This is a genomic window from Pseudomonas sp. MNR3A (assembly GCF_009650575.1).
Classification (GTDB): domain Bacteria; phylum Pseudomonadota; class Gammaproteobacteria; order Pseudomonadales; family Pseudomonadaceae; genus Aquipseudomonas; species Aquipseudomonas machongensis.
In genome coordinates this window covers 65252-85728 of record NZ_VZZS01000022.1, presented here as the reverse complement: position 1 = coordinate 85728, position 20477 = coordinate 65252, and the positions used below count along the sequence as shown (strand labels likewise).

Here is a 20477-nt window from a genome sequence, read left to right as displayed (position 1 = left end):
ACCTGATCCCATCCCGAACTCAGCAGTGAAACGATGCATCGCCGATGGTAGTGTGGGGTTTCCCCATGTGAGAGTAGGTCATCGTCAAGATTAATTTCGCAAAACCCCTATCTGCGCGAGCAGGTAGGGGTTTTGTCTTTCTGGCGTTCGCCAGGTCGCATCGCTCCCCCCCACGCCGACACCGCGCACGCCACGGGACAAGCCTGCCTCTACAGGGTATGGTTCCGTCAGCGCACACCGTCTTCCAGAGAGCACCCAATGGCCAACACCACGTCACTGCACCCAGGTTTCATGATCGTCCAGGGCAACCGCCTGGACGATTTGCGCAACCTGGTCGTGAGCGTGATGCGCAACTATCCCCTGGCGCCTCTGGAGAACGAAATCGCCCTGGTGCAGAGCAACGGTATTGCCCAATGGCTCAAGCTCGCACTGGCTGAAGATCCGCAGAACGATGATCAAGGCGGCTGCGGTATCGCGGCGGCCATCGACGTCCAGTTGCCCGGCACTTTCATGTGGCAGCTCTATCGCCTCGTGCTGGGCCGCGACGAGATTCCCGAGGTGTCGCTGCTCGACAAGGCACCGCTGACCTGGCGCCTGGTGCGCTTGCTGCCAGCACTGATCGAGCGACCGCACTTCGAGCCACTCAAGCGCTTTCTCACCGACGACAACGACCTGCGCAAGCGCTACCAGCTCGCCGAACGTCTGGCTGACTTGTTCGACCAATACCAGGTGTACCGCGCCGACTGGCTCAAGGACTGGGCCGCTGGAGAGCACGTGCTCAACACCGCCCGCGGCGAGCGCAAGCCCCTGGCGGATGGCAACCGCTGGCAGGCCGAGTTGTGGCGTGCATTGCTCGACGATGTCGGTGCAGAGGGGATGGCGCAGAGCCGTGCCGGCGTCCATCAGCGTTTCATCGCGCGCATCGATACCCTTGAGCAAGCTCCCGCGGGCCTACCGTCGCGGGTAATCGTCTTTGGTATCTCGTCGCTGCCCGCCCAGGCCCTTGAAGCCCTGGCCGGGCTGGCCCGCTTCAGCCAGGTATTGCTGTGCGTGCACAACCCTTGCCGCCATCATTGGGGGGATATCGTCGCGGACAAAGACCTGCTCCGGCACCAGTACAAGCGCCAACAGCGCAAGCACGGCATGCCCCTGCAACTGGACGACGAATCGATGCACCAGCACGCTCATCCGCTGCTGGCCGCCTGGGGCAAGCAGGGCCGTGACTACATCAACCTGCTCGATAGCTACGATGATCCCAGCAGTTACCGTGGTGTCTTCAGCGACGGGCGCATCGACCTGTTCAGCGACGCCCAGCCCACCACGCTGCTCAACCAGTTGCAGGACGACATCCTCGAACTGCGTCCCCTGGCTGAAACCCGTGAGGCCTGGCCTGCCATCGATCCCAACCGCGACCGTTCGGTACGTTTCCACATCGCCCATAGTCCGCAGCGCGAAGTGGAGATCCTCCATGACCAGTTGCTTGCGCGCTTCAGCAGCGATCCGACCCTGCGGCCGCGCGATGTCATCGTCATGCTTCCGGCCATCGATGACTACGCCCCGCATATCCGCGCTGTCTTCGGCCAACTCGACCGCCATGATCCGCGCTACATCCCCTTCACCCTCACCGACCAGGGCCAGCGCGGCCGCGATCCACTGCTGATCGCCCTGGAGCATCTGCTCAAGCTCCCCGACAGCCGTTTCGCCGTGAGTGAGATCCTCGACCTGCTCGATGTCCCCGCCGTGCGCGCCCGCTTCGGGATCAAGGAGAGTGACCTGCCGACCCTGCACCGCTGGATCGAGGGGGCCGGCATCCGTTGGGGCCTGAGCGGTGAACAACGTGCCCGCCTCGGGTTGCCCGAAGGCCTGGAGCAGAACAGTTGGCGGTTCGGCCTGCGCCGGATGCTGCTGGGTTACGCCGTAGGTGTCGGCGAGGCCTGTGACGGCATTGAGCCCTATGACGAGATCGGTGGCCTCGACGCGGCCCTTATCGGCCCGCTGGTGGCCCTGCTCGATGCGCTGGAGGTGGCGTTCCAGACCCTCGCCGAGCCGGCCAGCCCCGCGGCGTGGGGCGCGCGCCTGCATGCGCTGTTGCAGGTGTTCTTCCTCGCCGAGGAGGAGCACGACGAGCTGCTGCTGGTGCAATTGCAGGACCTGCGTGATACCTGGCTGGAAACCTGCGAGACCGTCGGCCTGCACGATCCACTGCCGCTCACGGTCGTGCGCGAGGCCTGGCTGTCGGGGTTGGACCAGGGCAAGCTGTCCCAGCGTTTCCTGGCCGGCTCGGTGAACTTCTGCACCTTGATGCCCATGCGCGCCATCCCATTCCGCGTAGTCTGCCTGCTGGGCATGAACGACGGCGACTATCCTCGCGCCCAGCCGCCGTTGGACTTCGATCTGATGGCCAGCGATTACCGTCCTGGCGATCGTTCGCGCCGCGAAGATGACCGCTACCTGCTGCTCGAGGCGCTGCTGTCTGCTCGCGACCAACTCTATGTGAGTTGGGTCGGACGCAGTATTCGCGACAACAGCGAACGCCCCGCCTCGGTGCTGGTCGGCCAGTTGCGCGACCATCTTGCCGCCGGTTGGCAGCTGGCCGGTGCCCAGCAAGGCCAGCGTGATGACCCCGGCCAGCAGTTGTTGCATGCCCTGACCCAGGAGCATCCCCTGCAACCCTTCAGCCAGCGCTACTTCCAGAAGGGCAGCGCACTGTTCAGCTACGCCCACGAGTGGCAGGTCTTGCATCAGCCCGTCGAGCCGGCCTCGGAGGTCGATCAGGCGTTGCCGCCCTACGACAGCGATGAGCCACTGAACCTGACGCAACTGCAGGATTTTCTCCGCCATCCGGTCCGGCATTTCTTCAGCCAGCGCCTCAAGGTGTTCTTCGAAGCGCTGGAGGCGCCAACGCCGGACGAGGAGCCTTTCGTGCTCGATGCTCTGCAACGCTACAGCCTCAGCGAGCGGCTGCTTGGCGCTGCATTGGCCACACCCGACGACGCCGAACAAGCGCTGCGTACCCAGGCCCGACGCCTGCAGGCATGTGGGCTGCTGCCATTGGCGGGTTTCGGCGAGTCGCTGCAGGCGGAACTGATCCAGCCCCTGCCAGACCTTTTGCTGCGCCATCGCCAGCTGTTGCAGCGCTGGCACACCGTGGTAGAGGGCGCTTTGCCGCTGCACTTCGAGCGCGGCCCGCTGCGCCTGGAAGGTTGGCTTGGGCGCGTCTATCAGGATGATGAACAGAGCCTTCTGAGCATCACCACCGTGCCCAACAGCCTGGGTGCCGGGCGCAACAGTCTCAAATGGCATCGGCTGATTCCGGCGTGGGTCATGCATTTGGCGGCCTGCGCTGCCGGTTATCCATTGCATACGGCCCTGGTCGCCAGTGACCGCACCTTGCTGCTCGCACCGATGGCCGCGGCACAGGCGGGGGATCTGCTTGCCGATCTGCTGGTGGCGCGTCAGGCCGCAATGAATGCGCCCCTGCCCGTAGCGCCCAAGACTGCTTTCGCCTGGCTGGGCCAACCAGACCCGGACAAAGCCCAGGCTGCCGCCGAGCGCGCCTATGAAGGCGACGGCCAGAACAGCTTCGGCGAGCGCAGCGAGAGCCTTGCACTGATGCGTCAGTTCCGCGACTTTGCTGCGCTCACGGCTGACGAGACCTTCGAAGGCTGGTGCGAATCCCTCTACCGACCCCTGTTTGCCGCCGCCTGGCAGACCCAAGGCAATCCGGAGACCGCCGCATGACCCAGGCCCGTCCCCTGGCCCTGAGCTTTCCCCTGCACGGCAGCCAGCTGATCGAAGCCAGTGCCGGCACCGGCAAGACTTTCACCATCTCGGCGCTCTACCTGCGTCTGATCCTCGGCCATGGCGGCGAGCAAGGCTTTGCCCGCGAACTGCTGCCGCCGCAGATTCTCGTCGTGACCTTCACCGACGCTGCGACCAAGGAGCTGCGCGAGCGAATTCGCGCCCGTCTGGCCGAGGCTGCACGTTTCTTCAGGGGCGAGCTGGACGACGCCGACCCCTTGCTGCACCTGCTGCGCGACGATTATCCACAGGAGCACTGGGGCCGTTGCGCCAGCCGCCTGGAGGTCGCAGTGCAGTGGATGGACGAAGCGGCGGTCTCGACCATTCACGGCTGGTGCCAGCGCATGCTGCGCGAGCATGCCTTCGACAGCGGCAGCCTGTTCACCCAGAGCCTGGAGACCGATCACAGCGAGCTGCTCGGCCAGGTCATGCGCGATTACTGGCGGCGCTTCTGCTACGGCATGCAGGGCGAAGCGCTGGCCTGGGTGCGCAGCCATTGGGTGAGCCCGGACGCGTTGCTGCCGCGCATCCGTCCGCTGTTCGGCCGTGTCAGCAGGGAAGACGACGGCGCCGATCCACAGGCGCTGATCGAATCCGCCCTGCAGCGACGCCAGGCGCAACTGGGCGCGCTCAAGGCTCCCTGGGCCCAGTGGGCCGACGAGTTGCACGAAATCTGCCGCGCGGCGGTGGCCGCCAAGCAGGCCGATGGCCGCAAGTTGCAGGCGCGTTTCTTCGACCCCTGGTTCGACAAACTGCGCGCCTGGGCGGGTGATGAGCAGGCCATGGAGCTCGACCTGGGCACCGGCTTCACCCGCCTGACGCCTGCAGGCATGGCCGAGGCCTGGAAGTCGGGCGAGCCACCGGAGCATCCGGCATTGCACGCCATGGAGGCACTGCGCGAAGCGTTGCAGGGGCTGCCTGGCCCCGATTCGGCGGTGCTGGAACATGCTGCCGCGTGGGTGGCGGCGCGTTTCGAAGTGGAGAAGCGCCGGCGCGCCGAAATGGGCTTCGACGATATGCTGTTGCGCCTCGAGCAAGCGCTGCGTAGTGAGGCCGGCGAGCGCCTTGCCGCGCTGATCCGCGAGCAGTTCCCCGTGGCCTTGATCGACGAGTTCCAGGACACCGATCCGGTGCAGTACGGCATTTTCGAGCGCATCTACCGGATCGCCGAAAACCGCCCGGAAACCGGCCTGTTCATGATCGGCGATCCCAAGCAGGCGATCTACGCCTTCCGCGGCGCCGATATCTTCACCTACCTCGGTGCCCGCCGTGCCACGGCAGGGCGCCTGCACAGCCTGGACACCAACTACCGCTCCAGCCAGGCCATGGTCGAGGCGGTCAACCGCGTGTTCCTGCTGGCCGAGCAACGCCCCGAAGGCAAGGGGGCGTTCCTGTTCCGCGAGGCCAACGACAACCCGCTGCCGTTCATCGAAGTTCATGCCAAGGGCCGCAGCGAGCGTCTGCTGATCGACGGCCAGCCCTGCGCCGCCCTGCATTGCTGGCAGTTGCACAGTGACGAGCCGGTTGCCAACACACTGTATCGTCAGCAACTGGCCGCCAGCTGCGCCAGCCATATCGTTGCCCTGCTCAACGGCGGCCAACGAGGTGTGACGGGGTTTGCCAATGCGCAGGGCGAAGTGCGCGGCTGCCTGCCTTCGGACATCGCCATCCTGGTGCGCGACGGCCGCGAGGCGCAGTTGGTCCGTGCCGAGCTGGCTGCCCGTGGGGTACGCAGTGTCTATCTGTCGGACAAGGATTCGGTCTTTGCTGCCCAGGAAGCCCACGACCTGCTGGCCTGGCTCAAGGCCTGCGCCGAGCCTGATGCCGAGCGCCTGCTCAAGGCCGCTCTGGCCAGCCTGACGCTGGACCTGCCGTTGCTCGAACTGGAGCGGCTTAACCAGGACGAGCGGGTCTGGGAAGACTGGGTGATGCGTTTTCGTCTGTACCGCGACACCTGGCAGCGCCAGGGCGTGCTACCCATGCTGCGCCGCCTGCTGCATGACTTCCAGCTGCCACGCACGTTGATCGCTCGCGCCGATGGCGAACGTGTGCTGACCAACCTGCTGCACCTGGCCGAACTGCTGCAACAGGCGGCCGGCGAGCTCGATGGCGAGCAGGCCCTGATCCGTCACCTGGCCGAGCACCTGGCCAACGCCGGGCAGGCCGGTGAAGAGCAGATCCTGCGCCTGGAGAGCGACGAGCAACTGGTCAAGGTCGTGACCATCCACAAATCCAAGGGCCTGGAGTACCCGCTGGTCTATCTGCCGTTCATCTGCACCAGCAAACCGGTGGATGGCCAGCGCCTGCCATTGGCCTGGCACGACGACGATGGCCAGGTGCTGCTGACGCTCACCCCCACCGACGAGCAGATCGCACTGGCCGATGATGAGCGTCTGGCCGAAGACCTGCGCCTGCTCTACGTGGCCCTGACCCGCGCCCAACATGCCTGCTGGCTGGGTGTTGCCGACCTCAAGCGCGGCAGCCAGAAAACCTCGCAATTGCACCGCTCGGGTTTGGGTTACCTGCTGGGCGGCGGCGCCCCATTGGCGGCTTCCGTGCAGTTGGCCGATTGGCTGCAGGCGCTGTGTGCCGAGGATGCGCCCATTGTCTGTACACCGCTGCCCGACGCTGACGAACAGTGTTATCGCGCGCCGCAGGACGGCGCCGAACGCCTGCCTGCACGCAAGCCGCGCCGCGCCGCGGCAGAGCAGTGGTGGATCGCCTCCTACAGCGCCTTGCGTGTTGGCGACCAGAGTCTCGGCGCCGATAGCTCCCAGGCCCAGCAATTGCTCGACGACGAGAACGTCGATGCACAGCGGCTGCGTGAAGTGCCTGCGGAAAACGGCGATATCCACCGCTTCCCTCGCGGGCCGAACCCCGGCACCTTCCTTCACGGCCTGCTCGAGTGGGCCGGGCGTGAAGGTTTTGCCGACGTGGTCAGCCAGCCTGCGTTGATCGAACGCACTGTCGGCCAACGCTGCAACCGCCGCGACTGGACCGGCTGGATCCCGACCCTGGTGCCCTGGCTGCAGCAGTTGCTGACGCAGGCCATGCCGCTGTCGCCGGATGGCCCGGTCCTGAACCTGGCGCAGCTTCAGCAGTACCAGATCGAGATGGAGTTCTGGTTCGCCAGCCATCAGGTCGACGTGCTGCGCCTCGATCAGCTCGTCGTCCGCCACACCCACGGTGGCGCCGCGCGACCGGCAGCGCTGGCGACCCAGCTAAATGGCATGTTCAAGGGCTTCATCGACCTGGCGTTCGAGCTGGACGGGCGCTACTACGTGGCCGATTACAAGTCCAACTGGCTCGGCCCCGATGGCAGCGCCTACAGTGCCCTGGCCATGGAACAGGCGATCCTCGACCACCGCTACGACTTGCAGTACGTGCTCTACCTGCTGGCCCTGCATCGCCAGTTGCGCGCACGGCTGCCCGACTACGACTACGACCGCCACGTGGGCGGTGCCCTGTTCATCTTCCTGCGCGGTATCGGCAGCGCCGGCCATGGCCTGTATTTCGCCCGGCCGCCACGTGAGCTGATTGAGCAGCTCGATGCGTTGTTTCGGGGCGCCTGTGCGCCCGAGCAGCAGGACTTGTTTGCTGGAGCCGCACCATGAGCCGCACCCTCGATGACCTGTTGCCGACACCGTTGCAGGCCGAGCACCTGGCGGCCCTTGCGCCGTTGAAACACAGCCAGGACCTGCTGGCCCTGCTCGACCGTTGGGTCGAACGCGGTTGGTTGCGTGCGCTGGACCGGGCATTCGTCAGCTTCCTCGAGGAGCGTGAGGCGGGCAGCGATCCCTTGCTGTTGCTGGCTGCGGCGCTGGCCAGTCACCAGTTGGGGCATGGGCATGTCTGCCTCGACCTCGAGCAGACCCTGGCCGAGCCCGATTTCGCCTTGTCGCTGCCGCCAGAGGGCGATGCGCTGGCGGGGCCTTTGCTGTTGCCGTCGCAGTTGCTCGCCACGCTCGAACCGAGCACCTGGCGCCAGCGCATCGCGGCCAGTCGGCTGGTGGCGTTGGGCGATGCCGAGGGCCAGGACGCGCGGCCTCTGGTACTCAGCGGTCAGCGTCTGTACCTGCGCCGTTACTGGAGCTATGAACGGCGTATCGACCGGTCGCTGCAGCAACGCATCGTGGCAGACGAGTCGATTCCCGCCGACCTGCCCGCGCGCCTGGCGCAGTTGTTCGAGGACGGCGCCCCGGCCGGTCAGGTGGACTGGCAGAAGCTCGCCTGTGCCCTGGCGACGCGTGCCGCGTTCAGCATCATCACCGGTGGCCCGGGCACCGGCAAGACCACCACGGTCGTACGCTTGCTGGCCTTGCTCCAAGGGCCGGCGGTGGAGCAGGGCAGGCCCTTGCGCATCCGCCTGGCGGCACCCACCGGCAAGGCTGCTGCGCGCCTGACCGAATCCATCGGCCAACAGGTCGAGCGTTTGCGGGTCAGCGCCGAGGTGCGGGCGCAGATTCCTACCGAAGTGAGCACGGTACACCGCCTGCTGGGCAGTCGCCCCGGTTCGCGGCATTTTCGGCATCACGCCGGTAACCCACTGCCGCTGGACGTGCTGGTGGTCGATGAAGCGTCGATGATCGATCTGGAAATGATGGCCAACCTGCTTGATGCCTTGCCAGCGCAGGCTCGCCTGGTGCTGCTGGGCGACAAGGACCAGTTGGCCTCGGTGGAGGCCGGCGCGGTGCTCGGCGACCTGTGTCGGTATGCCGAAGAGGGGCGTTACACGCCCGCCACCCAGGCCTGGCTCGAGCAGGTCGGTGGTCAGTCGCTGCAGGGCAGCGGTCTGCAGCCAGGTGATGCGCACCAGCATGCGCTGGCCCAGCAGGTGGTGATGTTGCGTTACTCCCGGCGTTTCGGCGAAGGCAGTGGCATTGGCCAGTTGGCGCGCCTGGTCAACCTGCAGCAAGCCCGCCAGGCGCGGGATCTGCTGAGCATGCCGCCTGAGGATGTGTTCGGCCTGTCCCTGCGCGGCGAGCATGACCGCGCCTTCGATCGTCTGCTGCTGGACGGCCTGGGCCGCGGTGAGGACGGCCCGCAGGGGTATCGCCACTATCTGCGCAGTATCGGTCGCCATCGGCCGGCGCCCGGCACCTCCGCCGATGCCCCGGTGTGGGAGCAATGGGCTGCCCTGGTGCTCAACAGCTTCGAAAGCTTCCAGCTGCTGTGCGCGGTGCGCAAAGGGCCCTGGGGGGTGGAAGGGCTGAACGAGCGTGTGGCGCGGGTGCTGCACAACGCTGGGCTGATCGACACCCGCCAGCCCTGGTACGAGGGCCGTCCGGTGCTGGTCACCCGCAATGACTACGGCCTCGGCCTGATGAACGGTGATATCGGCATCGCCCTGCGCCTGCCCGACGAGAATGGCGAGCCATTGCTGAGGGTCGCCTTCCCGCGTAACGACGGCTCGGGCGGGGTGCGCTTCGTGTTGCCCAGTCGCCTCAATGAAGTGGAAACGGTGTTCGCCATGACCGTACACAAGTCCCAGGGCTCGGAGTTCAGCCATACCGCGCTGGTGTTGCCTGATGCGCTCAATCCCGTGCTGACCAAGGAGCTGGTGTACACCGGCATCACCCGTGCCAAGCACTGCTTCAGCCTGGTGGAACCACGGGCGGGGGTCTTTGAGGAGGCTGTCGAGCGCAAGGTGCGTCGGATTTCTGGCCTAATGCTCGACCAAGGGTGACATTCGTCAATACCTTGGCACTGCGGCCTTATGCTATCGTGCGGGTTATCTGAATCTAATTTGAGAGATTTCCCACATGACAGTGGTTGTCTCGCCCAGGGGGCGAGTGACGGGCTGTGTGCTTTCGCTAGTGATTGCCGCCCTGTCGCTGTTCGCCTCACCTGCCTGGGCGGACCTCCCTGCCACTGCAGCCCAGGTGCAGCAACGCGCCAAAGCGGTGACCCAGGTCGTGCTGGGTATCTTCAGCTATGCCCGCTGGCCTGCTGATCCTTCGCCGCTGCGCCTGTGCCTGGTTGGCCCCACCGAATATGCCGACGACCTGATCAAGGGCAATGTGCAGAATGCCGGCCAGCCCCTGCAGGTGCGTCGCCTGCTGGTCGGCGATTCGAGCGTTTCCGGCGCCTGCGACGCGGTGTACATCGGCAAGCTCGACGCCGGACAGCGTGACCGCCTGTTCCAGGCCCTGGTCGGGCATCCGGTCCTGAGCATCAGCGAGGCCGATGACCCGTGCACCGTCGGCAGCCTGTTCTGCCTGCACGTCGATGACGAACAGGTCAGCTTCGATGTGAACCTCGACTCGGTGGCGCGCAGTGGCGTGCGCATCCACCCCAGCGTGCTGCAATTGTCGCGGCGCAGGGCGGCGCAACCATGAAACTCACCGGCAAGCGCAGGAAGCGGCCGACCTTGCGGTCGGTGCTGGGGCGAGGACACCTGGGTGTCGCGCTGATCGCCGTCGGACTCGTGGGCGTGTCCCTGACCGTGCTCGGGGTAGCGGCATTGCGCGTCTATGCCAATCACAACCTGCACCTGATCGCCCGCTCGATCAGTTATACCGTGGAGGCGGCGGTGGTGTTCGACGACAGCGGGGCGGCCAGTGAAGCCCTGGCGGTGATTGCCGCCACCGAAGAGGTGGCAGATGCCAAGGTCTTCGACAGCCAGGGAGAGCTGCTGGCGCACTGGCAACGCGATGACACGGGCTTGCTGGCACCACTGCAGCGCCAGGTGGCCAAGGCCTTGCTGGGGGAGGCCATCCACCTGCCGATCGTCCGTCAGCAGCGCACGGTCGGGCACATCGAGCTGCTGGGCCAGGGCGGCAGCCTGCTGCGTTTCCTGCTCAGCGGCCTGGCGGGCATCCTCTTTTGCAGCTTGCTCAGCGCCGCAGTCGCCATCCACCTGTCGCGCCGGCTGTTCGGCGATATCGTCCGTCCTCTGCGGGGCCTGGCCAGCGTCGCCCATGCGGCCCGGCGCGAGCGCAGCTTCGACCGGCGCGTGCCCGAGGCGCGAATTGCCGAGCTCAATGAGCTGGGCAACGACTTCAACGCCCTGCTCGACGAGCTGGAAGTCTGGCAGAGCCATTTGCAGAGCGAGAACGAGACCCTCGCGCACCAAGCCAGCCATGACAGCCTCACCGGCCTGCCCAATCGCGCCTTCTTCGAAGGGCGCCTCAACCGTTGCCTGCGCAACGCCGCCCGGCAGCAGGACCATCTGGCGCTGCTGTTCCTCGACAGTGACCACTTCAAGCAAATCAATGACAACCTTGGCCATGCCGTTGGCGACGAGGTGCTGATCAATATCGCCAGCCGCGTGCGTGCGCAGTTGCGCGAGCACGACCTGGTGGCGCGCCTTGGCGGTGACGAATTCGCGGTACTGCTGACCCCCCTTCATTCGCGCGAGGATGCCCAGCGCATCGCCGAGAAGATCGTCGCCAGCATGAGGCTGCCGATCCTGCTGGACGATGGCCAGCGCGTCAGCACCTCGCTGAGTGTCGGTATCGCCTATTACCCAGACGATGGCCAGGATTCGGCCAGTCTGCTCAATGCCGCCGATGCGGCGATGTACCAGGCCAAGCGCAATCGGCGCGGCCATTGGCAAGTGGCCCAGACGGAACGCTGAGCCACGGATATGAACAACAGGAGCTGAACCGTGAAACACCCCGTTTCCCTACTGCGTTTTTCCATGCTGGCCATGTTGCTGGCGGTATTGGCCTTGACCGGTTGCCAGACCGTACCGCCCAGCGGGCTGACCCCTGAACAGATTGCCGTGCTCAAACGCGAAGGGTTTACCCCAAGCGACGAGGGCTGGGCGTTCGACCTGTCCGGCAAGGTACTGTTCGGCAGTGACCTGGACGGACTCAACGGGCAGAGCCAGGCGATTGTCGAACGGATCGGCAAGGCATTGCTGTCGGTGGGTATCGAGCATGTACGCGTCGATGGCCATGCCGATGCCTCGGGCAAGGCGGCCTATAACCAGCAGCTCTCGGAGCGCCGGGCCCAGAGTGTGGCCAAGGCGTTGATCAACGTCGGCATGCAGCCGCACAACATCGAGACGCGCGGGTTGGGCAGCAGTCAGCCGGTGGCGGACAACCGCACCAGTGCCGGGCGTACCGAGAATCGGCGGGTGTCGATCGTGGTGGCCTCGAACTGAGGAATGGGGGAAGGGCACCGGTGCCATCCGCCTCAATCCTGCGCAAACACCATCTCCCGCGTCTGCCCCATCAACAGCGGCGCATTCGCCTCGGTCACATCGCGGATGTAATCCCAGAGCAAGGTGATCCGTTTCAACTTGCGCAGGTCCTCCCGGCAGTACATCCAGAACTGCCGCGTCACCTCCACCTCCTGCGGTAGCACCGTCACCAGCCGTTCGTCCTGCGCCGCCAGGAAGCAGGGCAGGATCGCCAGCCCGCGCCCCTGCAGGGCAGCGGTGTACTGCGCGATCACGCTGGTGCTGCGCAGGTGGGCGCTGGCGTTGGGGATCAGGTTGGCCAGGTACAGCAGCTCGGAACTGAATGCCAGGTCGTCCACGTAGCTGATGAACGGATGGCGCACCAGGTCGGCGACCTGGCGGATCGGTTCGTGGTGGTCGAGGTACTCACGGGTCGCATAGAGGCGCAGGCGGTAGTCGCACAGCTTGCAGCACACGTAGGGCCCATGCTCGGGGCGCTCCAGGGCGATGACGATGTCAGCTTCGCGCTTGGACAGGCTGATGAAATGCGGCAGCGGCAGAATGTCTACCGAGATCGCCGGCCAGGTGTCGACGAAGCGGCTCAACTGTGGGGTGACGAAGAAGCTGCCGAAGCCCTCGGTGCACCCCATGCGTATGTGCCCCGACAGCGCAACGCCCGAGCCTGACACCTGCTCGCAGGCCATGTGCAGGGTGCTTTCGATCGACTCGGCATAGCCCAGCAGGCGCTGGCCTTCGGCGGTGAGCACGAAACCGTTGGTTCGCGATTTCTCGAACAGCAAGGTACCCATCGCCCCTTCCAGCGAGCTGATGCGCCGCGACACCGTGGTGTAGTCCACGGCCAGGCGTTTGGCTGCACTGCTGGCCTTGCGGGTGCGCGCTACCTCAAGAAAGAACTTGAGGTCGTCCCAGTTCAGCGCGCTGAGGGAGGTCAGGTCTTTTTGCATGTTGATCCGGTTTTTTTGTGCATTCTTGTTGGATGTTTGCACATCTATACTCGAACTCAGCCCCTGCACGCCACCCCGTTCGCTGCGGCGTAGGCGTCTTCGTTCCGACAATAATTCCAAGGAGAGCGCAGATGAACGCACCCCACACGCCCCACACCCAGGTCGAGCAGGTCAAGCTGCTGATCGACGGCCAATGGGTCGAGTCCAAGACCACCGAATGGCGCGACATCGTCAACCCGGCCACCCAGCAGGTACTGGCGCGCGTTCCCTTCGCCACCCCCGAGGAAGTCGCCGCGGCAGTCGCTGCTGGCGAACGAGCCTTCAAGACCTGGCGTGACACGCCGATCGGCGCGCGCATGCGCATCATGCTCAAGTTGCAGGCGTTGATCCGCGAGCACAGCAAGCGCATCGCCGCGACCCTGAGCGCCGAGCAAGGCAAGACCCTGGCCGATGCCGAGGGCGATATCTTCCGTGGTCTGGAAGTGGTCGAACATGCCGCGTCCATCGGCACCCTGCAGATGGGCGAGTTCGCCGAGAACGTCGCCGGTGGCGTCGACACCTACACCCTGCGCCAGCCCATCGGTGTGTGCGCCGGCATCACCCCGTTCAACTTCCCGGCGATGATCCCGCTGTGGATGTTCCCGATGGCCATCGTCTGCGGCAACACCTTCGTCCTCAAACCCTCCGAGCAGGACCCGCTGTCGACCATGATGCTGGTCGAGCTGGCGCTCGAAGCCGGCGTACCGGCCGGTGTGCTCAACGTGGTGCACGGCGGCAAGCAGGTGGTCGATGCGATCTGCACCCACCCGGACATCAAGGCGATCTCCTTCGTCGGCTCCACCGAGGTGGGCACCCATGTCTACAACCTGGGCAGCCAGCACGGCAAGCGCGTGCAGTCGATGATGGGCGCCAAGAACCACGCCGTGGTGCTGCCCGACGCCAACCGCACCCAGACCATCAACGCCCTGGTCGGCGCGGCCTTCGGTGCGGCCGGCCAGCGCTGCATGGCCACCTCGGTGGCGGTGCTGGTGGGCAAGGCGCGTGAATGGCTGCCGGATATCAAAGCCGCGGCAAGCAAGCTCAAGGTCAATGCCGGCAGCGAGCCGGGCACCGATGTCGGGCCGGTGGTTTCCAAGCGCGCCAAGGAGCGTGTGCTGGGGCTGATCGAAAGCGGCATCAAGGAAGGCGCCACGCTCGAGCTGGACGGCCGCGACGTGAAGGTGCCGGGCTACGAGCAGGGCAATTTCGTCGGCCCGACCCTGTTCTCCGGGGTGAAGACCGACATGCAGATCTACACCCAGGAAATCTTCGGCCCGGTGCTGGTCACCCTTGAAGTCGATACCCTCGACGAGGCCATCGCCCTGGTCAACGCCAACCCGTTCGGCAATGGCACCGGCCTGTTCACCCAGAGCGGCGCTGCAGCGCGCAAGTTCCAGAGCGAGATCGACATCGGCCAGGTCGGCATCAACATCCCGATTCCGGTGCCGGTGCCGTTCTTCAGCTTCACCGGTTCGCGCGGCTCCAAGCTCGGCGACCTCGGCCCGTACGGCAAGCAGGTGGTGCAGTTCTACACTCAGACCAAGACCGTCACCGCCCGCTGGTTCGACGACGACAGCGTCAATGACGGTGTGAACACCACCATCAGCCTGCGCTAAGGAGACTGCCATGCGCATTGCATTCATCGGTCTGGGCAACATGGGCGCGCCCATGGCCCGCAACCTGATCAAGGCCGGGCATCAGCTCAACCTGTTCGACCTGAACAAGACCGTGCTGGCCGAGCTCGCCGAACTGGGTGGGCAGATCAGCACCTCGCCCAAGGATGCCGCCGCCAACAGCGAGCTGGTGATCACCATGCTGCCGGCTGCGGCCCATGTGCGCGGCGTGTACCTGAACGAGGACGGCGTGCTTGCCGGCATTCGCCCCGGCACGCCGGCGGTGGACTGCAGCACCATCGACCCGCAGACCGCCCGCGACGTGTCCAAGGCCGCGGCGGCCAAGGGCATCGACCTGGGTGATGCGCCAGTGTCCGGTGGCACCGGCGGCGCGGCGGCCGGCACCCTGACCTTCATGGTTGGCGCCAGCCCCGAACTGTTCGCCACGCTCAAGCCGGTGCTCGAACAGATGGGGCGCAACATCGTGCACTGCGGAGAGGTCGGCACTGGCCAGATCGCCAAGATCTGCAACAACCTGCTGCTGGGCATCTCGATGATCGGCGTGTCCGAGGCGATGGCCCTGGGCAACGCGCTGGGGATCGACACCCAGGTGCTGGCCGGCATCATCAACAGCTCGACGGGCCGTTGCTGGAGTTCGGATACCTACAACCCCTGGCCGGGCGTGATCGAGACCGCCCCGGCATCGCGCGGTTACACCGGTGGTTTCGGTGCGGAACTGATGCTCAAGGACCTGGGCCTGGCGACCGAGGCCGCGCGCCAGGCGCACCAGCCGGTGATCCTCGGCGCTGTGGCGCAGCAGCTGTACCAGGCCATGAGCTTGCGAGGCGAGGGCGGCAAGGATTTCTCGGCGATCGTCGAGGGGTATCGCAAGAAGGATTGATACGCGAGTGGGCTTGATCGCGGGCTGGATGGCCTTTCCCCTGTAACTGCGCACCAGGGGGAGGGCGCCGGTTCCGCGATTTTTTTTGCCCGCTGCACGCGGCTCAGTCTGGTAGCAGGCGATCGCGGCTATTGGACAGGTGCAGGCAGATCGCCGCCCTGGCCGCTTCCGGGTCCTGTCGGCGGATGGCGTTGAGAATCGCCTCGTGCTCCAGGTTGGCCAGATAAGCATGCCCCGCCAGGTTGGCCCCGGCGCGCTCGGCCTGGGCCATGCGCTTGCGCGGGATCAGGCCGTCACCCAGTTGCGCCATCATCTCGCTGAAATACAGGTTGCCGGTGGCCTCGGCGATCAGCAGGTGAAAGCGCCGGTCGGCTTCGATGCAGCTGTCACCGGCGGCGGCCAGGTCCTGGTAGTCGTCCAGGGCCTGGCGCATCTGCGCCAGTTGCCGGTCGTTGCGGCGCAGGGCTGCCAGCGCGGCGGCCTGGCCCTCCAGGCCGATGCGCAGCTCCAGCAGGTCGCGCACGCTGGCTGCGTTCTCGGGGCCTACACGCAGGCCGGAACGGGCTTGGCGTTCGATGACGAACGTACCGATCCCGTGACGTGCCTGCACCAGGCCCGCAGCCTGGAGCTTCGACAGCGCCTCGCGGACCACGGTGCGGCTGACGCCGTAGTCGCGCACCAAGGTGTTTTCCGAGGGCAGCTTGTCGCCCGGCTTGAACGTGCCCAGCAGCAATTGCTGGGTGAGGCTCGAGACCAGGTCGTGGGCGCGGCTGTGGGTGCGGGGCATGGCGTGGACTCGGAGGTAGTACCTGTGGGGGCGGTGGTTTACCGCTGCGACTTGTCCCGCGAAAGGACTCGGCTGAACGCCCTCACATTACTTGTATGACAAGTTGTCCACAAAGTTTTTTTTCATCCTGATATTCACCCTCCCATTGCCTTGGGTAATCGACCTAATAAAAGCATTTCGCCGATTTTACCCAGTTAACCGCTTGTATTTTGCTTTTTTCGCTCAATTTTCAACTTGTCGTCCAACTCCGCCGGGAATATGCTCATTTCCACCTGGATGTCAGACAACTGCCTCGTCTACCGCCAGCACCCTCAATAAAAACAATGACTGGGAGATATCCCGTGAACGACACCCCCCCTGCGTCCGCCTTGTCCGGCGGCGATGCGCTGGCCAGCGCCGTGGCCAAGGTCAAGCGCCATGTCCTGCCGCTGTTCGTCATCATGTTCGTGGTCAACTACCTGGACCGCGTCAATATCGGCTTCGTCCGCCCACACCTTGAAAGCGACCTGGGCATCAGCGCCGCCGCCTATGGTTTCGGTGCCGGTCTGTTCTTCATCGGCTATGCGTTGTTCGAGGTGCCGTCGAACATGCTGCTGCAACGGGTCGGTGCGCGTCTGTGGCTGACCCGCATCATGTTCACCTGGGGCCTGGTCGCCACCGCCATGGCCTTCGTGCAGAACGAAACCCAGTTCTACGTGCTGCGTTTTCTGCTCGGGGTCGCCGAAGCCGGCTTCTTCCCCGGAGTGATCTACTACTTCACCCGCTGGCTGCCCGCCGCTGAACGTGGCAAGGCGATTGCCATCTTTCTCAGCGGCTCGGCCCTGGCCTCGCTGATCTCCGGGCCACTGGCCGGTGCGCTGATGCAGATCCAGGGCATGGGCCTGCACGGCTGGCAATGGATGCTGTTCATCGAGGGCATGGCCTCGGTGATCCTGTGCTTCTTCGTGTTCTTCTGGCTCGACTCCCGCCCGCAGGATGCCAAGTGGCTGAGCCAGGCCGAGCAGCATGCGCTGGTCGAAGCCATCGACCGCGAGCAGCGCGAGCGAGAGGCGGGCGGGGTGATCAAGACCTCGGCCTGGCGCCTGCTCAAGGACCGCCAGATCCTGCTGTTCTGCCTGATCTACTTCTGCATTCAGCTGACCATCTATGCCGCGACCTTCTGGCTGCCGAGCATCATCAAGCGCATGGGCGAGCTGAGCGACCTGCAGGTCGGCTTCTTCAACTCGATCCCCTGGCTGATCTCGATCCTGGCGATGTACGCGTTCGCCGCCGGGGCCGCACGCTGGAGATTCCAGCAGGCCTGGGTCGCCGCCGCGCTGGTGGTGGCCGCCATCGGCATGTTCATGTCGACCACGGGCGGGCCGGTGTTCGCCTTCGTTTCGGTGTGCTTCGCCGCCATCGGCTTCAAGGCCGCCTCGTCGCTGTTCTGGCCGATTCCGCAGGGGTACCTGGATGCGCGCATCGCTGCGGCGGTGATCGCACTGATCAACTCGGTGGGCAACCTTGGCGGCTTCGTTGCGCCCACCACCTTCGGCCTGCTCGAGCAGCAGACCGGCTCGATCCAGGGCGGGCTGTATGGCCTGGCGGTGACCTCGGTGCTGGCCGCCATCGCCGTGTTCTTCGTCCGCACCCGTGTCAAGGGTGCCCCTGTCCCTGACCTCAAGGCCTCATCGGCCCTGGGCCAATCCCATTGAACGCCTGCCAGACAAGGACAATGACCATGCAGACGACGCCTCACTCCTCGACCCCGGTCGTCACCGACCTGCGCGTGATCCCGGTCGCCGGCCACGACAGCATGCTGCTCAACCTGAGCGGCGCCCACGGCCCGTTCTTCACCCGCAACATCGTGGTACTGCGCGACAGCGCCGGCAACACCGGCCTGGGCGAGGTGCCTGGCGGCGAGCACATCCGCCAGACCCTCGAAGACAGCCGCAGCCTGGTGGTCGGCCAGCCGATCGGCCATTACCAGCGCGTGCTCAATGCCATGCGCCAGACCTTCGCCAACCGCGATGCTGGCGGGCGCGGGCTGCAGACCTTCGACCTGCGTATCACCGTGCATGCAGTGACCGCCATCGAGTCGGCCCTGCTCGACCTGCTCGGCCAGCACCTGAACGTGCCGATGGCAGCGCTGCTGGGTGAAGGCCAGCAGCGCGAGTCGGTGAAGATGCTCGGCTACCTGTTCTACATCGGCGACCGTACCCGCACCGATCTGGCCTACCGCAACGAAGCCGAGGCCGATGACGACTGGCTACGCTTGCGCCACGAGCAAGCCCTGACGCCCGAGGCGGTGGTGCGCCTGGCCGAGGCCGCCAAGGCCCGCTACGGCTTCAACGACTTCAAGCTCAAGGGGGGCGTGCTGCGTGGCGAGGAAGAGATGGAGGCTGTCACTGCGCTGGCCGAGCGTTTCCCCGAAGCGCGCATCACCCTCGACCCCAACGGTGCCTGGTCGTTGAAGGAGGCCATTGCCCTGTGCCGCGACAAGCACGATGTGCTGGCCTACGCCGAGGATCCGTGCGGCGCGGAGAATGGTTATTCCGGCCGCGAAGTGATGGCTGAGTTCCGCCGCGCCACCGGCCTGCCCACCGCCACCAACATGATCGCCACCGACTGGCGGCAGATGGGTCACGCGATCCAGTTGCAGTCGGTGGACATCCCGTTGGCCGACCCGCATTTCTGGACCTTGCAGGGCTCGGTGCGGGTGGCGCAGATGTGCCATGACTGGGGCCTGACCTGGGGTTCGCACTCCAACAACCACTTCGATATTTCGCTGGCCATGTTCACCCAGGCGGCGGCTGCTGCGCCGGGCGAGATCACCGCCATCGACACCCACTGGATCTGGCAGGACGGCCAGCGTCTGACCCGCGAGCCGCTGCGTATCGTCGACGGCCATGTACGGGTGCCGACGCGGCCGGGGTTGGGCGTCGAACTGGATGAAGACCAACTGATGAAGGCCCATGAGTGCTACCGCAACATGGGCCTGGGCGCCCGGGATGACAGCGTGGCGATGCAGTTCCTGGTGCCGGGGTGGACCTTCGACAACAAACGGCCTTGCCTGGTGCGTTGACAGAGAAGGCCCTGTCGCGGCTAGTCGAATCGCGATAGGGCCCGTCCAGCCAGCAAAACCTTTATGCGCACATTACCCCCGCGCGAACACCACCACTGCCGCCCGCACCTTGCGCCCACCGAACAGGCTCATGCGCTGGAATTCCCCATGGCTCACCGGCAGGTGCTGGCAGTCCAGCGCCAACCGGTGCCGGCCGTGGTCGGTGTCCGGATCGTGCAGGTAGACGAAGTCGGCATTGCAGCCAGTCACCAGCACCCAGTGCGGCGCCTTGCTGCCGGTCAGGCGGTAGTTGCTGATCAGTACCAGTGCCAATCCGCCCTCGGCCAGCAGTGACGGCAGGTCGAGCGGGCCGTAGCCGAGTTGCACGTCGGTGCCCTGCAGTTGCGTGCAGAAATCCTCGTGTACCAGACGCATCACCTCTTTCTTGTTGGCCTGGCGCACGCCATCGAGAAACAGCGGGCCGTCGTTGCTCAGTTGCAGACGCACGCGAAAACCGCGGCGCCAGGCGGCCAGAGCCAGCCCGTGCGGGCTGCAACCGCCGTGGCCTGAGGTCATGAACACGGTGGTTGCCTCACGCCACAGCCGCACCTCTTCCTGGCGTGTCGGTTGCAACTGCGGGCGCAGCGCGGCCATGGCCATCAACAGGCACGCCGGGCCACAGGTGAAGTCGGTGGTCTGGGCGTAGTAGGGCACCTTGCGTGCCTCACTGGCCGGGCGTTGGAGGATGCGCTTCTCGTAACGCAGGGCGCTGACGTGGTCCTCGTAGTAGTCCTCGACCTGGGCGAAGCGTCGGTAGCCGTGGCGTTCATACAGTGCGATGGCGCGCGGGTTATCGACGCGCACCTCCAGGCGCAGGTAGGCGCGATCGTGCTCCAGTGCGCAGCGCTCGGCACGCTCCAGCAGTCGCGCACCAAGCCCTTCACCGCGCGCCGCTGGGGCGATGGCGATGGAGTACAGCCGCGCCAGCGAGGTGTTGCGATGGAACAGCAGCAGCGCGTAGCCCATCAATTGCCCATCGCGCTGTGCCACCAGCAAGCTGGCGTTGGCGTGGGCAATCATCCAGCGCAGGCTGCGGGCGTTGAGCCGGTCCGAGACGAAGCACTGGTTCTCGAGGGCCAGCAAGGCCGGCAGGTCTTCAAGTGTTGCCAGGCGAAATTCGATTTGCATGGGGCCGCCGTA

General features: G+C 65.5%; 13 protein-coding genes and 1 rRNA gene. 11 read left to right on the top strand and 3 right to left on the bottom strand.

What is annotated here, in order from left to right:
- The 7 genes from rrf to F6X62_RS16300 form a co-directional block, all read left to right on the top strand.
- Positions 1–90: ribosomal RNA gene (gene rrf, locus F6X62_RS16330) — 5S ribosomal RNA — on the top strand; the annotation flags it as partial.
- A gap of 168 nt (positions 91–258) precedes the next feature.
- Positions 259–3741 carry an exodeoxyribonuclease V subunit gamma gene (gene recC, locus F6X62_RS16325; RefSeq protein ID WP_153774159.1) on the top strand — a complete coding sequence of 1161 codons (3483 nt, stop codon included), beginning with the start codon at positions 259–261 and terminating at the stop codon, positions 3739–3741.
- Positions 3738–7415, top strand: a complete 3678-nt coding sequence (gene recB / locus F6X62_RS16320; protein WP_153774158.1) for an exodeoxyribonuclease V subunit beta — start codon at positions 3738–3740, stop codon at positions 7413–7415. Before recC ends, recB begins: the two co-directional genes overlap by 4 nt.
- On the top strand, positions 7412–9487 hold the full coding sequence (gene recD, locus F6X62_RS16315) for an exodeoxyribonuclease V subunit alpha (RefSeq protein ID WP_153774157.1): 2076 nt from the start codon (positions 7412–7414) through the stop codon (positions 9485–9487). The genes recB and recD overlap by 4 nt, the downstream gene beginning before the upstream one ends.
- Before the next feature lie 76 nt (positions 9488–9563).
- A complete protein-coding gene (locus F6X62_RS16310; protein ID WP_371926311.1) occupies positions 9564–10139 on the top strand; it encodes a YfiR family protein in 576 nt (191 codons plus the stop codon).
- Positions 10136–11380 carry a diguanylate cyclase domain-containing protein gene (locus F6X62_RS16305; protein ID WP_153774156.1) on the top strand — a complete coding sequence of 415 codons (1245 nt, stop codon included), beginning with the start codon at positions 10136–10138 and terminating at the stop codon, positions 11378–11380. The genes F6X62_RS16310 and F6X62_RS16305 overlap by 4 nt, the downstream gene beginning before the upstream one ends.
- 63 nt (positions 11381–11443) lie before the next feature.
- Positions 11444–11911, top strand: a complete 468-nt coding sequence (locus tag F6X62_RS16300) for an OmpA family protein (RefSeq protein ID WP_153774161.1) — start codon at positions 11444–11446, stop codon at positions 11909–11911.
- 32 nt (positions 11912–11943) lie between these two features.
- Here F6X62_RS16300 and F6X62_RS16295 read toward each other — a convergent pair whose 3' ends face one another.
- Complete coding sequence (locus F6X62_RS16295) at positions 11944–12894, bottom strand: LysR family transcriptional regulator (RefSeq protein WP_054894277.1); 951 nt, start codon at positions 12892–12894, stop codon at positions 11944–11946.
- Between the two features lie 131 nt (positions 12895–13025).
- Here F6X62_RS16295 and F6X62_RS16290 point away from each other — a divergent pair, with 131 nt between their 5' ends.
- Both F6X62_RS16290 and mmsB read left to right on the top strand, forming a co-directional pair.
- Positions 13026–14549: a CoA-acylating methylmalonate-semialdehyde dehydrogenase gene (locus F6X62_RS16290; protein WP_153774155.1), complete on the top strand. Its 1524-nt coding sequence runs from the start codon at positions 13026–13028 to the stop codon at positions 14547–14549.
- 10 nt (positions 14550–14559) lie between these two features.
- Entirely contained in the window at positions 14560–15447 is an 888-nt protein-coding gene (gene mmsB / locus F6X62_RS16285; RefSeq protein ID WP_054894279.1) for a 3-hydroxyisobutyrate dehydrogenase, read from the top strand.
- Positions 15448–15550: 103 nt separating this feature from the next.
- Here mmsB and F6X62_RS16280 read toward each other — a convergent pair whose 3' ends face one another.
- Entirely contained in the window at positions 15551–16234 is a 684-nt protein-coding gene (locus F6X62_RS16280) for a FadR/GntR family transcriptional regulator (RefSeq protein ID WP_153774154.1), read from the bottom strand.
- Between the two features lie 341 nt (positions 16235–16575).
- Here F6X62_RS16280 and F6X62_RS16275 point away from each other — a divergent pair, with 341 nt between their 5' ends.
- Both F6X62_RS16275 and gudD read left to right on the top strand, forming a co-directional pair.
- Complete coding sequence (locus F6X62_RS16275) at positions 16576–17928, top strand: MFS transporter (protein ID WP_153774153.1); 1353 nt, start codon at positions 16576–16578, stop codon at positions 17926–17928.
- A 20-nt stretch (positions 17929–17948) separates the two neighbouring features.
- Positions 17949–19298 carry a glucarate dehydratase gene (gene gudD, locus F6X62_RS16270; protein WP_153774152.1) on the top strand — a complete coding sequence of 450 codons (1350 nt, stop codon included), beginning with the start codon at positions 17949–17951 and terminating at the stop codon, positions 19296–19298.
- Positions 19299–19370: 72 nt separating this feature from the next.
- Here gudD and F6X62_RS16265 read toward each other — a convergent pair whose 3' ends face one another.
- Positions 19371–20465 carry a peptidase C39 family protein gene (locus F6X62_RS16265; protein ID WP_153774151.1) on the bottom strand — a complete coding sequence of 365 codons (1095 nt, stop codon included), beginning with the start codon at positions 20463–20465 and terminating at the stop codon, positions 19371–19373.
- Positions 20466–20477 lie beyond the last annotated feature (12 nt).

What these genes read in the sequence shown, in the direction of transcription:
- recD (WP_153774157.1), top strand. Translation starts at nt 7,412, where the DNA reads ATGAGCCGCACCCTCGATGACCTGTTGCCGACACCGTTGCAGGCCGAG.
- recB (WP_153774158.1), top strand. Translation starts at nt 3,738, where the DNA reads ATGACCCAGGCCCGTCCCCTGGCCCTGAGCTTTCCCCTGCACGGCAGC.
- F6X62_RS16310 (WP_371926311.1), top strand. Translation starts at nt 9,564, where the DNA reads ATGACAGTGGTTGTCTCGCCCAGGGGGCGAGTGACGGGCTGTGTGCTT.
- F6X62_RS16290 (WP_153774155.1), top strand. Translation starts at nt 13,026, where the DNA reads ATGAACGCACCCCACACGCCCCACACCCAGGTCGAGCAGGTCAAGCTG.
- gudD (WP_153774152.1), top strand. Translation starts at nt 17,949, where the DNA reads ATGACCATGCAGACGACGCCTCACTCCTCGACCCCGGTCGTCACCGAC.
- recC (WP_153774159.1), top strand. Translation starts at nt 259, where the DNA reads ATGGCCAACACCACGTCACTGCACCCAGGTTTCATGATCGTCCAGGGC.
- F6X62_RS16265 (WP_153774151.1), bottom strand. Translation starts at nt 20,465, where the DNA reads ATGCAAATCGAATTTCGCCTGGCAACACTTGAAGACCTGCCGGCCTTG.
- F6X62_RS16305 (WP_153774156.1), top strand. Translation starts at nt 10,136, where the DNA reads ATGAAACTCACCGGCAAGCGCAGGAAGCGGCCGACCTTGCGGTCGGTG.
- F6X62_RS16300 (WP_153774161.1), top strand. Translation starts at nt 11,444, where the DNA reads ATGCTGGCCATGTTGCTGGCGGTATTGGCCTTGACCGGTTGCCAGACC.
- F6X62_RS16295 (WP_054894277.1), bottom strand. Translation starts at nt 12,894, where the DNA reads ATGCAAAAAGACCTGACCTCCCTCAGCGCGCTGAACTGGGACGACCTC.
- mmsB (WP_054894279.1), top strand. Translation starts at nt 14,560, where the DNA reads ATGCGCATTGCATTCATCGGTCTGGGCAACATGGGCGCGCCCATGGCC.
- F6X62_RS16280 (WP_153774154.1), bottom strand. Translation starts at nt 16,234, where the DNA reads ATGCCCCGCACCCACAGCCGCGCCCACGACCTGGTCTCGAGCCTCACC.